General features: G+C 65.6%; 14 protein-coding genes. 6 read left to right on the forward strand and 8 right to left on the reverse strand.

Annotation, left to right across the window (positions count from 1 at the left end; all coding sequences use genetic code 11):
• Positions 1–81 precede the first annotated feature (81 nt).
• Positions 82–762, reverse strand: coding sequence for a tRNA (adenosine(37)-N6)-threonylcarbamoyltransferase complex dimerization subunit type 1 TsaB (gene tsaB / locus JF515_RS01570; RefSeq protein WP_203100266.1), 681 nt, complete (start codon positions 760–762; stop codon positions 82–84).
• Positions 740–2,752, reverse strand: coding sequence for a helicase C-terminal domain-containing protein (locus JF515_RS01575; RefSeq protein WP_203100268.1), 2,013 nt, complete (start codon positions 2,750–2,752; stop codon positions 740–742). Before JF515_RS01575 ends, tsaB begins: the two co-directional genes overlap by 23 nt.
• 74 nt (positions 2,753–2,826) lie before the next feature.
• Between JF515_RS01575 and mobA the strand changes: the two genes are divergently transcribed.
• The gene (gene mobA / locus JF515_RS01580) at positions 2,827–3,375 is read left to right on the forward strand and encodes a molybdenum cofactor guanylyltransferase (protein ID WP_203100270.1); all 549 of its coding nucleotides are present in this window, start codon (positions 2,827–2,829) and stop codon (positions 3,373–3,375) included.
• 136 nt (positions 3,376–3,511) lie between these two features.
• Here mobA and JF515_RS01585 read toward each other — a convergent pair whose 3' ends face one another.
• The 4 genes from JF515_RS01585 to JF515_RS19655 all read right to left on the reverse strand — a co-directional run bounded on the left by JF515_RS01585 (position 3,512) and on the right by JF515_RS19655 (position 7,588).
• Positions 3,512–3,898: an SCP2 sterol-binding domain-containing protein gene (locus JF515_RS01585; RefSeq protein WP_203100272.1), complete on the reverse strand. Its 387-nt coding sequence runs from the start codon at positions 3,896–3,898 to the stop codon at positions 3,512–3,514.
• A gap of 145 nt (positions 3,899–4,043) precedes the next feature.
• Positions 4,044–4,868: a polyphosphate kinase 2 family protein gene (locus JF515_RS01590; RefSeq protein ID WP_203100274.1), complete on the reverse strand. Its 825-nt coding sequence runs from the start codon at positions 4,866–4,868 to the stop codon at positions 4,044–4,046.
• Between the two features lie 55 nt (positions 4,869–4,923).
• Positions 4,924–6,219, reverse strand: coding sequence for an ammonium transporter (locus JF515_RS01595; protein ID WP_238400767.1), 1,296 nt, complete (start codon positions 6,217–6,219; stop codon positions 4,924–4,926).
• Between the two features lie 499 nt (positions 6,220–6,718).
• The gene (locus JF515_RS19655; RefSeq protein WP_203100275.1) at positions 6,719–7,588 is read right to left on the reverse strand and encodes a tetratricopeptide repeat protein; all 870 of its coding nucleotides are present in this window, start codon (positions 7,586–7,588) and stop codon (positions 6,719–6,721) included.
• Positions 7,589–7,795: 207 nt separating this feature from the next.
• On the opposite strand from JF515_RS19655, the gene JF515_RS01605 reads away from it, so the two are divergent.
• From JF515_RS01605 to yddG, 5 genes are all read left to right on the forward strand, one after another.
• The gene (locus JF515_RS01605) at positions 7,796–10,252 is read left to right on the forward strand and encodes an acyl-CoA dehydrogenase (RefSeq protein WP_203100277.1); all 2,457 of its coding nucleotides are present in this window, start codon (positions 7,796–7,798) and stop codon (positions 10,250–10,252) included.
• A gap of 300 nt (positions 10,253–10,552) precedes the next feature.
• On the forward strand, positions 10,553–11,260 hold the full coding sequence (minC, locus tag JF515_RS01610; protein WP_203100279.1) for a septum site-determining protein MinC: 708 nt from the start codon (positions 10,553–10,555) through the stop codon (positions 11,258–11,260).
• A gap of 36 nt (positions 11,261–11,296) precedes the next feature.
• Positions 11,297–12,109, forward strand: a complete 813-nt coding sequence (gene minD, locus JF515_RS01615) for a septum site-determining protein MinD (protein ID WP_203100281.1) — start codon at positions 11,297–11,299, stop codon at positions 12,107–12,109.
• Between the two features lie 2 nt (positions 12,110–12,111).
• Complete coding sequence (minE, locus tag JF515_RS01620; RefSeq protein ID WP_203100283.1) at positions 12,112–12,366, forward strand: cell division topological specificity factor MinE; 255 nt, start codon at positions 12,112–12,114, stop codon at positions 12,364–12,366.
• Between the two features lie 180 nt (positions 12,367–12,546).
• On the forward strand, positions 12,547–13,422 hold the full coding sequence (gene yddG, locus JF515_RS01625; protein WP_203100292.1) for an aromatic amino acid DMT transporter YddG: 876 nt from the start codon (positions 12,547–12,549) through the stop codon (positions 13,420–13,422).
• 292 nt (positions 13,423–13,714) lie between these two features.
• Here the strand turns inward: yddG and JF515_RS01630 are convergent, their stop codons facing one another.
• Both JF515_RS01630 and JF515_RS01635 read right to left on the reverse strand, forming a co-directional pair.
• The gene (locus JF515_RS01630; RefSeq protein WP_203100294.1) at positions 13,715–14,494 is read right to left on the reverse strand and encodes a 3-hydroxybutyrate dehydrogenase; all 780 of its coding nucleotides are present in this window, start codon (positions 14,492–14,494) and stop codon (positions 13,715–13,717) included.
• A complete protein-coding gene (locus JF515_RS01635; RefSeq protein WP_203100296.1) occupies positions 14,484–15,695 on the reverse strand; it encodes a branched-chain amino acid ABC transporter permease in 1,212 nt (403 codons plus the stop codon). Before JF515_RS01635 ends, JF515_RS01630 begins: the two co-directional genes overlap by 11 nt.
• Positions 15,696–15,697 lie beyond the last annotated feature (2 nt).

Consider the following 15,697-nt stretch of genomic DNA (forward strand, 5'->3'; position numbering starts at 1 on the left):
CGTGGCGCGATCGCGGCTGAAGCCGCTCCTACGGGGCGTTTACGCGGTAGGAGCGGCTTCAGCCGCGATCCAGCGCCGAAATCATACTACCCGGTCACGCAGGTAGACCGGCTGCGCCTGTTCCGCCGGTACCGTGAGGCCGGCGGCCACCAGCGGCGCCGCCAGCCGGGCCACCGCCGAGGCCCGCGGCGCGGCGGCCTCGTCCACCTCCGCCAGAGTCACCCGGGTGGCGATGCGCTCCCGATAAACCGCGCCGGAGCCGGCCAGCAGCCAGTCGCCACCGTCCAGGGCGGGCACGTCGTCCGGGTCGAACAGGCCATCCGCCAGCAGCGCCTCGACGCGCTCGCCCTGACCGTTGCCGCCCGCGTAACAGTGGTAGGCACCCAGATACAGCTCGCCCATGCGCGCGTCGAAGGCCGCCAGTACCCGTGGCCGGCCCGGGTGGGCGTCGAAGGCGGCCAGCGCGCAGGCGGCCAGAGTGGAGACGCCGGCCACCGGCAGGTCGCGGGCGAACGCCAAACCCTGGATCACCGAGGTGGCCACGCGCACGCCGGTAAAGGCGCCCGGGCCCTGGCCGAACGCCAGGGCATCCAGGGCGGCCAGGCCGATACCGGCCTCGGCCAGCAGTTCATCCACCAGCGGCAGCACCCGCTCGGTCTGGCGGCGGGCGCCGGGTTCGAAGCGCTCCAGCACCTCGCCGTCCCGGTAGAGCGCCACCGAACAGGCGTCGGTGGCGGTTTCAATGGCCAGAATGTGCGTCATGGGTCGGCTCTTGCGGGGCGGGCGCCGGTGGCGCCTCGCCGGTTTTCGATTGCGCCAGGCGTTGCGCCTGCAGGCGGGCAATGTGCGGAAAGAAACGTTGCACCACCTCCGCTTTGCGGGTGCGCGTCATGCCCGGCAGGCTGTCCAGGAACAGGCGCCCGTAGCCCTTGGTCACCAGGCGCGGATCGCCCACCACCAGCAAACCGTGGTCGTTGGGGTCGCGGATCAACCGGCCGGCGCCCTGGCGCAGGGCCAGCACCGCCTGGGGCAGCTGATAATCGCGGAAGGCGTTGCCGCCGTTGGCGTTGATGTGCTCGATGCGCGCCGCCGCCACCGGGTCCCCGGGGGAACCGAACGGCAGTTTGTCGATGATCACGCAACTGAGCGCCTCGCCACGCACGTCGATGCCCTCCCAGAAACTGCTGGTGCCGAGCAGCACCGCATTACCCAGACGCCGAAACTCGTCCAACAGTTCCCGACGGCCGGCCTCGCCTTGCACCAGCAGCGGGTATTCCAGCTTTGCCTCGCGCAACAACGCCGCCGCCTCACGCAGGGCCCGATGACTGGTGAACAGAAAGAAAGTGCGGCCTTCGGCGGCGCGGATCACCGGGATCATCGCCCGCGTCAGGCTGGCGGTGTAATCCGGCGACGACGGCGCCGGCAGATTCTCGGGCACGTAGAACACCGCCTGCCGCTTGAAATCAAACGGGCTCTCCAGGCTCAGGGTGTCCGCCTCGTCCAGGCCCAGGCGCTTTTGCAGGTGCTCGAAGCGCCCCGCCACCGACAGGGTCGCCGAGGTCAGAATCCAGGTGCAGGGATGCTTGTCGCGCTGGGCGCGCAGTTGCCCGGCCACCGACAGCGGCGTGCTGTGCAGCACCACGGTGCGGCGGAAGGTCTCGAACCAGTAGACCCGGTTGGGGCCATTGGCATCGAGGATCGATTTGAGCGTCAGCACATGCTCGGAGGCGCGCCGGGCACAGGACTCCAGGCCACGGCTGGCGCGGGCCTCGGGTTCCAGAAAATCGTTCAGGTCGATGAGCGCGTCGAGCAGCGCCTCGCCGGCCTCGCGCACCGCCGGCAGTTCCGCCACCTCGGACCAGGGCGCGCGCCGCTCCTGCTCGCCCAGGCTCAGGCGCAGGTCCTGGCCGGCCTTGTCCAGGGCGGAAATGTGCTGGTTCAGCGCCGCCAGATCGAGCGCCGAGTGCGCCGCCTCGGACAACGCGTCACGGCCCAGTTCCTGAATCTGACGGGTGCTCAGGGAATCGCCGAAGAAGGTGGCGGCCACCTCCGGCAACTGGTGGGCTTCATCGAAGATCACCGTGTTGGCGCTGGGCAGCAGTTCGGAAACGCCCTCCCCGCGCAACGCCGCGTCGGCGAAGAACAAATGGTGGTTGACCACCACCAGGTCCGCCTCCTGGGCTTCCTTGCGGGCGTTCATCAGCGGGCATTCGCTGTACTTGGGGCATTCGGTGCCCAGGCAGTTGTCGGCGGTGCTGGTTACCCAGGGCCATACCGGAGCATCCTCCGGGAGCTGCTTGAGCTCGGCGATGTCGCCGGTCCTGGTGCGCCCGGCCCAGTGCGCCACCACCTGCAGTTGCTCGGCGGTTTCCCGGGTCAGGAAGCGGGCTTCCTCCTGGTGCAGCTCCAGCCGGTAGGGGCACAGGTAATTGGCGCGCCCCTTGAGCAGCGCCGCCTTGCGGGGCAGGCCCAGGGCCTTGAGCACCACCGGCAGATCCTTGAAGAAAAGCTGATCCTGCAGGCTTTTGGTGCCGGTGGAGACCAGCGTGGGCCCGTCGGACAACAGCGCCGGCAGCAGGTAGGCCAGCGTCTTGCCGGTGCCGGTTTGCGCCTCCACCAACAGCGTGCCGCGCGCGCGGATCGCTTCCGCCACGGCATCCGCCATGCGCAACTGGGGCTCGCGGGGACGGTAACCGTCCAGCAAGCGACCAAAGCGGTCGATGTCGTTAAGATAGTCGCGGGCGCTGTTCACTCAGGGTCTCATGCGGCTGCGGGCTGCCATTGCCTGGGCGCAGAGGATAGCGGATAAGCGAGCACACTCCCAATATGGATCTTTTCTACACATTGCTGATTCTGGCCGGCGGCGAGGGGCGCCGCATGGGCGGCCGCGACAAGGGCCTGGTGGAGATCGACGGCGAGACGCTGATCGACCGGCTCTTGGACGCGGTGGCGCCACCCGGGCCGGTGGTGATCAGCGCCAACCGCAACCTGGATCTCTACCAGGGCCGGGCGGACAAAGTGGTGCGCGACCGCCGCGACGGCTACCGGGGCCCCATGGCCGGGCTCGAGGCGGGCCTGGCCGTCTGCGGCGACGGCCCGGTGTTGTGCCTGCCCTGCGACCTGATGGCGCCGCCGCCCACCCTGCCCGGCCTGCTGCTCGACGGCCTGCCCAGCGACCGGGTGCGCCGGCTGGAGGACGACCACGGCCCCCAACCGCTGTGCCTGGGGCTGCACGGCGAGCGCTGGGTGGCCTCCATCACCGACTACCTGGACCGGGGCGGCGGCAGCGTGCGCGGCTGGCTCAAGAGCGTGCCCCATGAGGTGGTGCGCCTCCACGGGCGGCTGGAGAACCGCAACCGGGAAGAGCGCGGCTGACACGGCCTGCGGCATCGCGACTGACGTCGCTCCTACACTACCCCCTGCCCGTAGGAGCGACTTCAGTCGCGATCCGCTCGCAAAGAAAAACGCCCGCTAGAGGCGGGCGTCTTCGATTCACCGAGGCGAAGGCGGATCAGGCGGTCACGTCCTGGATCTGCTTCATCAGCTGCTTCTGCTCGTCGGTGGGTTGAGCGGACTGCAGGGACATCAGCTTGCTCATGTCGCCCTCGACCTTGATCTGACCGCTCATGAAGCCTTGCATGCCGGCGGACTGGTCGCCCTCGATGAAGATGCGCTTGGCCAGGTCCGCGGGCAGGATCAGGGTGGTGGCCGCGTCCTCGTGCTGGCCTTCCTCGATCATGCCGCCCACCAGGGAAAGGTGCTTCTCGCCATCGTCGGTGTTCACCTTGATGTTGATGACCAGGTCAGCCAGGGCGGCGGGCGCTTCCACGTCGCCGGCGGACTCACGGATTTCCTTGACCTTCGCGAACCATTCGTCGGACAGAAATTCCACGCTCATTGTTGTCTCCTTGGTTGGATTCCGCTTCGACGCCCGGCTCGGTGCCAGGACCGGATTCAAACGAGCGTTCGAAACTTTCCCGTACCTTATAGAAAGCCCCAGAGGCTGACAATGCTTTACTGGCGGTCGCCACGGGCCAATACGGTCAGTCCCGCCCGTCGTGCCCGCCGCCGCGCAGCAGCGCCTTGTAATGCTCGATGCAGCCAATGTTTTCGCGCGGATACTCCGGCGCCAGCGTGGCCAGCAGGTCCGCCATCAGAGCGGCCACCCGGGCCCGGGCGGCGTGCTTGTCGTCGTTGGCGATCAGATGCCAGGGCGAGTGGTCGGTATGGGTGGCGGTGAGGGTTTCGTTGACCAGCGCCAGGTAACGGTCCCGGGCCCGCCAGCTCTCGATGTCGGAGGGGTCGAACTTCCAGCGTTTACGGGGCTTTTCCAGGCGCTTGAGCAAGCGCCGGCGTTGCTCGTCCCGGGAAGTGTTCAGCCACACCTTGACCAGGCGCATGCCCTCGCGATGCAGATGCCCCTCGAACTCGTTGATGGCGCGATAACGACCGCGCCAGTCCGGCGGCGGCTCGGCGGTGGGCCACAGCCGCTCCGCCAGCACCGCCTCGTAATGACTGCGGTTGAAGGCCACCACCTGGCCGCGCGCCGGCAGATGCCGCCATACCCGCCACAGGAAATCGTGATCGACCTCCTCCCCCAGGGGCCGGGCGAAGGAATGGGCGCGGAAGGCGGCCGGGTCCATGGCCCGGGCCAGGGTACGGATCAGGCTGTCCTTGCCCGCGGCATCCAGGCCCTGCACCACCAGCAGCACGCCATGTCGGCGGCCGGCGTAGAGCCGGCGCTGGTGTTCGTGAATACGCTCCAGGCTGTCCGCCAGCGGCGCCACGCCGTTCCCCACCACCCGGGTGGGAAGCTGGCGAACGTCCAGCGCGCCGGCGCGCGGCCAGCCGTAGGGGTCCAGATCCATGACGACTCCTTGGGAAAAAATCTCCCCCGAGCATACTGGACCCCGGCCGGCGGCGTCAGATGTCGTAACCGCGCTCCTCGTGCAACGCGATGTCCAGACCCTGGCTTTCCTCCTCGGCGGTAACGCGCAACGGCGTGAACAGGCCCACCAGCTTGAGCAGCGCCCAGGTCAGCACCGCCGTGTAAACGAAGGTGACCACCACGCCCAGGGCCTGCACGCCCAGCTGCTGGAGCATGCCGTAGTCCGGCTTGGCGAAGCCGTAGCCGGAAAACACGCCCAACTCCGTGGAAGCGAATACCCCGGCCAGCAGGGTACCGAGGATGCCGCCCACACCATGCACCGGAAACACGTCCAGGGAATCGTCAATGCGCCAGCGCTGCTTGACCACCAGCACCATGTAGAAGCAGATCACGCCGGCGGCCAGGCCAATAATCAGCGCCCCACCGGGGCCCACGAAGCCGGACGCCGGGGTGATGGTGCCCAGCCCCGCCACCATGCCGGTGGCGATGCCCAGGGCCGAGGGCTTGCCGAACTTCCTCGCCTCCAGGGTCAACCAGGCCAGGGAACCGGCGGCGGCGGAAATGTGGGTCACCAGCATGGCCATGGCGGCATTGCCGTCGGCGGCCAGCGCCGAACCACCATTGAAGCCGAACCAGCCCACCCACAGCATGCCCGCGCCCATCACCGTCATGGTCATGTTGTGCGGCTTCATGGCCTGGCCCGGCCAGTCCTGCCGCCGGCCCAGCACCACCGCCGCCACCAGGGCGGCGACGCCGGCGGTAATATGCACCACGGTACCGCCGGCGAAATCATACAAACCCAGCTCCGCCAGCCAGCCACCGCCCCACACCCAGTGGCACACCGGCACATAGACACCCAGCACCCACAGCACCGAAAACGCCAGCATGGCGCCAAAACGCATGCGCTCGGCGAAGGCGCCCACGATCAGCGCCGGAGTGATGATGGCGAAGGTCATCTGGAACAGGCCATGCAGGCTTTGCGGCAGGGAACCCGCCAGGCTGTCGCGGTCGATACCGGCGAAGAACGCGTGCTGCAGGCCGCCGATCCAGGCGTTGACGGCGCCGCCATCGGAAAACGCCAGGGAATAACCGACCACCAGCCACACCAGCGACACCGCGCAGGCAATGGCGAAGCATTGCATCAGCACCGACAGCACGTTCTTGTTACGCACCAGGCCGCCGTAGAACAGGCTCAGGCCGGGCAACGTCATCATCAGCACCAACGCGGTGGCCACCAGAATCCAGGCGGTATCGCTCTTGTCCACGGTATCCGCCACCGCCATCGAGGGCATCAGCGCCAGCAAGCCGGCGACTCGGTATTTGATTCGCATTATTGGTTCCCTTGTCCTCGGGGCCGAAACGCGGCCCGGAATTGCACCGCCGGGACGCACCCCGACGGCATTGCACCGGAAAAGGGCATACAAGAATCAAGCCAGATCACAAAGCCAGCGAACACGCCCTCTCAGGGCGCAGCCGCACAAAATCCGGGCAAATACGCACCCCAAAAGTGCACATACACCCTGAAAAGCACCAATATCGATCACGAATAAGAAGAAAGCCTGCGCCACAAACAGGCATGTAGAGACCGTAGGTAGGCAGGTAGAGACCCTAGAAGCCACATCCAACCGCCAACGCCACAACAACGCCTCACTACGGAGCCGCGCGGAACGCTACCTCGGAGCGTCCCGGTGTGGGCCCCCTTTCCGGGACCCTGTCAAACAGGACGTTTGACAGGGAGCCTACAGGGACGTACTCGCGGCGTTCCCGGAAAGGGGGCCCACACCGGGACGCGGCCCCAATGGAGGGCCCGGCGGCGCCCCCACCGACGACTCAATGCAGATAGGTGAACATCTTGCGCCGATACTGGCTCGCCAGCGGATCACCCTTGGGCAGGCAATCGAACACCTCCAGCAACGCCGCCCGCGCCACCCCATCCTTGTAGTCGCGATGATCACGCAGCAACGTCAGCAACGCCCGCAGCCCCGCCTCGAACTGACCGGCGGCGGCGGCCCGCAGGCCATAGGCGTGCAGATCCTCAGGCGCCGGATCGCTCTCGATGCGGGCGGCCAGCTCGTGCAAGCTCTCGCCGCCCCCCTCCAGCTTCTCCAGCAACGCGAAACGAGCCCGGAACGGCCGCAGCTCTTCCACGTCCTCGACCACCTCCGCCAGCACGGACTGCGCCTCATCGGTGCGCCCCTCGCCCAGCAGGTACTCCACCAGCAGCGCGCGGAAAGCGTGCTTGTCGGGCTGCTCGGCCAGGGTCTGGCGCAGCGCCTGCTCCGCCTGGCCGCCATGGCCGGCCTCGATGGCCTGGCGCACCTGCTCCAGGAACTGCTGCTCCTGCTCCGCCTGAGCGGCGTCCGGGTCCACCACCGGCGCCAGCCACTGGCGCAGCGCGCCCTCGGTCTGGGCGCCGTCCAACTCGCTGACCAGCTGCCCCTGATAGACCAGCTTCAGCGACGGCAGGCTGCGCACGCCGAACTGGGCGGCGATGTTCTGCTGGGCGTCGGCGTCCACCTTGGCAAGCAGGAACTTGCCCTGGTATTCGCCCGCCAGTTTCTCCAGCAGCGGCGCCATCTGCTGGCACGGCTGGCACCAGGAGGCCCAGAAGTCGAACAGCACCGGAATCTGCCGGGAACTTTCCAGTACCTGTTGAATGTTCTGTTCGGTAACGTCGATGATCGAAGCGTTGTCCTGCACCGGAGACTCCTGTGACGGGAATTTTGATTGGCGGCAATTGTACGAAATTCCAAGGGTCCATAAACAGATTAAAAACTGTTAAAACGGCAACAGGACGGAATGATCGGCGTACACTGAAACAATCGTTCACGCACCCTCCATGCCCGCTGGGTAAGGTATGGAGGCATTCCTGAACCTCCGCAAAGCATCCTGGCAAAGGAGATGACCATGCTGAGCCTTTTGGCCCTGGTAATACTGGCCGCCACCCTGGTGGCCATATTCTACATGCAGCTGTCACTGACCACCGGCAGCGCCGTGTTCGCGGTGGTCTGGTTGCTGTGCGGCCTGTTGGCATCCTGGCTGTACAATCCGCTTCTGCTGATTCTGGTCGCCGCCGTGCTGGTGGTGCTCAACCACCCCGGCCTGCGCGCCAAACTGATCAGTCGCCCCGTCTTCAAGACCCTCGGCAAGATGATGCCGCCCATCGGCGACACCGAGCGCGAGGCCATCGAGGCCGGCGCCACCTGGTTCGAGGCGGAACTGTTCGGCGGCAAGCCGGACTGGGATGAATTCTCCAAGACCGAGTTCACCCGCCTCACCGACGAGGAACAGGCGTTCCTGGACAACGAGGTCGAGCAGCTCTGCGACATGCTCGATGAGTGGAAGATCTACCACGAGCTCAAGGACCTGCCCGAGGAGGTCTGGGAATTCCTCAAGACCAAGGGCTTCTTCAGCCTGATCATCCCCAAGGAATACGGCGGCAAGGATTTCAGCCCCTACGCGCAAAGCCGCACCATGAGCAAAATCGCCACCCGCTCGCTGACCACGGCGGTCACCGCCATGGTGCCCAACTCCCTGGGCCCGGGCGAACTGCTGGCCAAATACGGCACCGACGAGCAGAAACAGCGCTGGCTGCCCGGCCTGTCCTCCGGCGAGGAAATCCCCTGCTTCGGCCTGACCGGCCCGGAAGCCGGCTCCGACGCCGGCGCCATCCCGGACAAGGGCGTGGTTTGCAAGCGCACCGTGGACGGCGAGGAAGTGGTGGGCATCAGCCTGGACTTCGCCAAACGCTGGATCACCCTGGCCCCGGTGGCCACCGTGGTGGGCCTGGCGTTCAAGCTTTATGACCCGGAACACCTGCTCGGCGACCAGGACGACATCGGCATCACCTGTGCCCTGCTGCCCGCCGACACCGAAGGCGTGGAGATCGGCCGCCGCCACAACCCGGGCGGATCGCCGTTCATGAACGGCCCGATCAACGGCAAGGACGTGTTCGTGCCCCTGGACGCCATCATTGGCGGCCCGGAAATGGCCGGCAAGGGCTGGCGCATGCTGATCGAGTGCCTGGGCGCCGGCCGCGGCGTCTCCCTGCCCGCCCTGGCCACCGCCAGCGGCGAGATCGGCTATCGCATGACCGGTGCCTTCGCCCGTATCCGCCGCCAGTTCGGCACCGCGGTGGGCCACTTCGAGGGTGTGCAGGAGGCCTCCGCCGACGTGGCCGGCCTGGCCTACACCCTGGAAGCCTACCGGCACCTGGTGACCCGGGGCCTGGAGGAAGGCACCATCTCGGTGGTCACCGCGATGGCCAAGTACCACTCCACGGAAATGATGCGCGTGCTGATCAACAACGGCATGGACATCGCCAGCGGTCGCGCCGTGCAGATGGGCCCGCGCAACTTCATGGCGCTGCCCTACCAGTCCATCCCGGTGGCGATCACCGTGGAAGGCGCCAACATCCTCACCCGCTCGCTGATGATCTTCGGCCAGGGCGCGATGCGCTGCCATCCGTACCTGTACGATGAGCTCCAGGCGATCCAGGACGAGGACCAGGAACGCGGCTTCAACAACTTCGAGCGGTTGTTCTTCAAGCACGCCGGCCACTCCCTGGGCAACATCAGCCGGGGCCTGGTGCACGGCCTGAGCGGCGCCCGGCTGGCGGAAATCCCCGCTAACGCGGACAGCTTCAGTGCCCCCTGGTACCGCCTGATCACCCGCTACAGCGCGGTGCTGGCGAGCCTGTCCGATGTGGCCTTCGCCCTGCTCGGCGGCGACCTCAAGCGCCGTGAGATGGTGTCCGCGCGGCTCGGCGACCTGCACAGCCAGTTGCTGATCAGCTGCGCGATCCTCAAGTACCACGCCACCCTGCCCCGGGACGAGGCCAACGACGCCCACGCTACCTATGCGCTGCAGCGTTCCCTGAGCCAGGCCCATGAGGCGATCGAGGACTTCTGCCGCAACTTCGGCTACTTCGGCGTGGCGCGGGTGCTCAAGGCACTGTTCTTCCCGCTGGGCCGTCCGTGCCTGGCGCACAAGCCCAGCGATGAACTGATCCGCACCCTGGGCGAGCAGATCATGAGCCCCTCCAGCGTGCGCGATGCCCTGGCCGCCAACGCCTACATTCCCGAGGACCCGGAGGACAACATCGGTCGGGTGGAAGCCACCTACAACAAGCTGCTGGAGGTGGAATCCGACTTCGAGGCGTTCTACAAGGCGGATCTCAAAGGCAAGCTGGAAGGCGACACCCTGCGCGCCAAGGTGGAGAACGCCGCCGCCCAGGGCATCATCCCCGAGGACAAGGTGGCGGCGATTCTCGAGTACGACGAGATGCGCTACGACTGCCTGCTCACCGACGCCTTCGACAAGGAGTTCAAGGAAGTGAAGATGCACACCGAGCGGCCGATCTGATCCGCCCCGTCCGTCCGCGAGCAAAAAACCGCCCTCCGGGGCGGTTTTTTATGCCTGATGGTTTGGCAAAGCCAGGGGGTGATCCCTCCATCGGGGCTACGCCCTCGCCCGCTACGCCGTTGTTCTTACCTGGCGACGGATTTCTGTCCAATCGGTCCCAGAGCGGCGAAATTTAACAAAGCGCCTCTGTCACGCCGCTTTCACCGAATCGCGCTTTCGACTAGGCTTTTGCGGACTTCGTCGCCGGCTGCTCCCCACTTCCGCGCCGGCGTCCACCCATTCGGTACAAGACACCCTCCAATGACAGTGGCTTCCGAGGAAAAAGCGGTTCTGGAATTCAAGGGCCGCATGCTGATGATGACGGTCCTGCACCTCAAGGACCTGGACCCCAACACCCTGCACCGCGAAGTGGGCCGGCGCCTGGACGAGGCCGCGCAATGGCTGCGCGACGCCCCGGTGGTAATCGACCTGGCCGACCCGGAAAACAGCAGTCAGATCGAGCTGCTGGCCGCGGTGGACACCCTGCGCGGCCTGGGCGTGAATCTGGTGGCCCTGGCCCGCAACGCCCACCTGGACGCGGACACCGCCGCCATGCTCGGCCTGGGCAGCATCAGCCTGGCCGGCGGCCGCGACGTACCGCGCCCGGAGCCGGCCCCGGCCAGCCAGACACCCGCGGCGGACACCCTGGTGGTGGAGCAGCCGGTGCGCTCCGGCCAGCAGATTTACAGCCATGGCGACCTGATCGTGCTGGCGCCGGTGAGCACCGGCGCCGAGCTGCTCGCCGAGGGGCACATCCACGTCTACAACACCCTGCGCGGGCGCGCTCTGGCCGGGGTGCGCGGCAACACCGCCGCGCGCATCTTCTGCCAGGACCTGGACGCGGAACTGGTCTCCATCGCCGGCCACTACCGCGTGGCCGAGGATCTGCCCGATAATCAGCGCCGCAAAGCGGTGCAAATCACTCTGGACGGCGACGCCATGCGCTTCGTCGAGCTGAGCGGCAAATAAGCCGCCCCGCGAACACTCATTCAAGGAGACGAGATCGTGACAAAAATCGTGGTCGTAACATCCGGCAAGGGGGGGGTGGGCAAAACCACCACCAGCGCGGCCCTGGCAACCGGCCTGGCGCAGCGAGGCCATAAAACCACGGTGATCGATTTTGACGTGGGCCTGCGTAATCTGGACCTGATCATGGGCTGCGAGCGACGCGTGGTCTACGACCTGGTCAACGTGATCAACGGCGACGCCAACCTCAAGCAGGGCCTGATCAAGGACAAGCGCGTGGAGGATCTGTACATCCTGCCCGCCTCCCAGACCCGCGATAAGGACGCCCTGACCCTGGAAGGCGTCGAGAAGGTGCTCGACGGCCTCAAGGAAATGGGCATGGAATACATCATCTGCGACAGCCCCGCCGGCATCGAGAAAGGCGCGCTCACCGCCGCCTATTTCGCCGACGAGGCGGTGGTGGTGACCAACCCGGAAGTGTCCAGCGTACGGGATTCCGACCGCATCCTGGGCATTCTCTCCAGCAAGACCCGCAAGGCGGAACAGGGCGAGGGCGACATTCCCGCGCGCCTGCTGCTGACCCGCTACTCCCCGGAACGGGTGGAAAGCGGCCAGATGCTGTCCGTGGAGGACGTCAAGGAGATCCTGGCCATCGATCTGCTCGGCGTGATCCCGGAATCCCAGGCGGTGCTCAACGCCAGTAACTCCGGCAGCCCGGTGATCCTGGACCGCGACTCCGACGCCGGCCAGGCCTACGAGGACGCCGTCGCCCGCTTCCTGGGTGAAACCCGCGAGCACCGGTTCCTGACCAGCACCAAGAAAAGCCTCTTTGGCCGCCTGTTCGGAGGGTAACGATGAGCATTTTCAGCTATCTGCTGCCCAAGAAGGAAAAATCGGCCTCGGTGGCCAAGGAGCGCCTGCAGATCATCGTGGCCCGGGAACGGTCCACCCGGGGCGGGCCCGATTACCTGCCGCAATTGCAGGAAGAGCTGCTGATGGTGGTGCGTAAATACGTGCCGGTGGATCAGGACGCGGTCAACGTGCAGGTGGACCGTGACTCCGGCTGCGAGATCCTGGAACTGAACATCACCCTCCCCGAGCAGGAATAACCGGGGCTGCCGGACAGCGGCGCTCGAAAAAAACCACAAGGGGGCTATCAACGCCCCCTTGCCTTTCGCGCAAATCAACCAGCCCCTTCTCAGGAGCCCGGCTCCGCCTTGTCGCATGCGGCGGAGCCCCATGCATTTCGCCGCCCGCTAAACACTCCCAGAGATACCAAGATGCAAACAATGAGTTCCAATAAAGCGACCCTTATCGGGTTGCTCGCTATTATGCTATGGAGCCTCATCGTCGGCCTGATTCGTGGCGTCAGTGAGAGCTTTGGCCCAATAGGTGGTGCGGCCTTGATCTACACCCTGGCCTCGGCATTTCTGGTTTTTACCGTCGGCCCGACCAAGGTTCGGGATTTCTCTAAAACCTATCTGGCCTGGGGCAGCCTGCTTTTTGTGACCTATGAACTGTGTCTGGCTCTTTCGATTGGCTACGCCAACACCGACCGTCAGGCGATCGAGGTCGGCATGGTGAACTATCTCTGGCCTTCGCTAACCATTCTCTTTGCTATTGTGTTCAACAAGCAAAAAGCCAACCTGCTGGTGGTGCCGGGCTTTTTACTATCCACGCTGGGTGCCTGTTGGATTCTAGGCGGTAAGCAGGGACTCGACTTTGCCAGTATATGGGCAAATGTCCACGACAACCCCTTAAGCTATGGACTCGCCTTCGCCGGCGCCTTGATCTGGGCCGCCTACTGCACGGTAACCGCCCGTATCGCCAGGGGGCGGAACGGTATTACTTTGTTCTTCACCTTGGTGGCCATATCACTGTGGATTCAATACTTTTTCGCCGATGAAGGCGCGATGAATGTTAACGCGCGCGCGATCATTTATTTACTACTCGCGGCTTGCGCCATGGGCTTTGGCTACGCAGCCTGGAATGTAGGTATTCTGCACGGACGCATCACCATCCTGGCGGGGGCCTCATATTTCATTCCGGTATTATCCGCTGCTCTGGCCGCCCTGGTTCTGGACACGCCTCTCTCCATGCCATTTTGGCAAGGCGCGGCGATGGTGTGTATCGGTTCCATTCTTTGCTGGCAAGCGACACGTTAATGATCGAGGACGGGCGTCCGGTACGAATAGACGGCTTGAGCGATACCAGAAGTGGAACCACGCCAAGACGCGGGCCCGATGGAGGGTTCCACGCCCCGCTAAAGCACGATGGACAAAAAAAGGCGCTCGGGGGATTTCCCCGGCGCCCAACGCTCTCCCATGTCTTGACTACTGTTCTTTTGTACAGTACATTCAGCTTTCCGGCGGGCCCCCTTCAGGTTTTCTTTTTTGCGACCCCTCTGAAGGCCTGATCGATCTCCAGGTTCCAGGGATGGAACCGGGCTCCCGGACCTTATCCCATGTGCCAGCCATGGCTGACGATCACCGACTGGCCGGTGAGCGCCGCCGACGGGAACGCGGCCAGGTCGATGGCCAGTTGGCTGATGTCCTCCACGGTGGTGAACTCGCCGTCCACGGTGTTCTTGAGCATCACGTTGCGCACTACCTCCTCCTCGGACAGCCCCAGTTCCCGGGCCTGCTCGGGGATCTGCTTTTCCACCAGCGGGGTGCGCACGAACCCCGGGCAGATAATATGGCTGCGCACGCCGTGTTCGGCGCCCTCCTTGGCCACCGCCCGGCACAGGCCCAACAACCCATGCTTGGCGGCCACGTAGGGAGCCTTCAACGGCGACGCCTCCATGGAATGCACCGAGCCCATGTACAGCAGGGTGCCGCCACCGCCCTGGTACATCCGCCGCAGCGCCGCCCGCGTGAGCAGGAAGGCGCCATCCAGATGCACCGCGGTGACCTTGCGCCATTCCGCCAGGGACAGCTTGTCGAGGGCTTCAATGTGCTGCACCCCGGCGTTGGCCACGGCGATGTCGAGACGGCCCCAGGTGTTGATCACCCGTTGTACGCCGTCATCCACCGCTTTCTCGTTGGTGACATCCATGGTCACGGCGATGGCCTCGCCTCCGGCGGCGCGAATCGCGGCCGCCGCGTCCTCGGCGGTGGCGGCATCGAGATCCGCCACCGCCACCCGCGCCCCTTCCCGGGCGTACCCTTCGGCGATTGCCCGGCCGATACCACGGCCGGCGCCGGTAATGATTGCTACACGGTCCTCAAGACGCATGACTTTCTCCTTGCGCGGGCACCCCATCCCGGCGGGCGCCACCGTTACCGGCGCGGCGCTGACGACGACGCGCCGCCCACAGCCGCAGCTGGCCGACAATGCCGGCGGGGAAGAAATACACGCTGAGCACGAACAACAGACCAAACCACAGCAACCAGCTGTCCGGACCCACCAACTCGGCAAGCATGGAGCCCTTCTCCACATGGCCGGCGAGCAGCTTGAGCAGGTCCTGCAGATAGTTCTGCGCCAGCAGGAACAGCGCCGTGCCCACCACGGCGCCGTACAGAGTGCCCATGCCGCCGATCACGCACATCAGCAGAATGAACACCATCAGTTCGAAGTTAAGCGTGTTCTCCGGGTTCACGTAGCGGTTTATGAGCGCGAACAGCACCCCGGCCAGGGTCGCCAGCACCGCCGACACAATCACCGCCGCGGTGCGGTAGAACACGGTGCGGTAGCCCAGCGCCTGGGCGCGGAACTCGTTCTCCCGGATCGCCTGCAGCACCCGGCCGAACGGTGAATTGACCATGCGCAGCAGGAACAGGAACACCGCCACCGCGCTCGCGAAGGCAATGTAGTACACCAGGTGCCGACCGTTGACGCGCACGTCGAACAGGGCGTCCTTGAAAGCGTTGCCCGGATCGCTGAACAGGCCGCTGAAAAAGCCCACCACGTCGAAGCCCACCCAGGGCTCGTCGAAGGGGCGGAACGCCGGCCCCAGTTCGCGGGGCACGCGCACCGCCAGGCCATCCTCGCCGCCGGTGAGGTTGTACAGCTGGGTCACCAGGCTCAGGAAAGCGAACGCCACCGCCAGGGTCACCAGGGCGAAGAAGATCGCCTTGACCCGCAGTGACAGCAGCCCCAGCAGCAGCGACAACACGATGGTGAGCAGCACGGCGCCACCGATGCCCGCCAGCACCGCGCCGTAGCCGTTGCCGAAGGCGTCCGTGGCCATCGCCACGCCGTAGGCGCCGATGCCGAAGAACATGGTGTGCGCGAACGACACGATGTGGGTATAGCCCAGCATCAGGTCGTAGGAGGCCACCACGATGATGAACACGCAGATCATGCCGAGCATGGAGAAGGCGCGCACCCCGGGAAACAGGAACGGCCCCAGCGCCAGGCTCACGCCAATGATCAGAAGCAGCGCGGTGAGCGCGCGGCTGCGCGGGTAATCGCCGGAAAGCAGTCGTTGCATCATGG

It is taken from the genome of Alloalcanivorax marinus, from assembly GCF_016785095.1.
GTDB classification, from domain to species: domain Bacteria; phylum Pseudomonadota; class Gammaproteobacteria; order Pseudomonadales; family Alcanivoracaceae; genus Alloalcanivorax; species Alloalcanivorax marinus_A.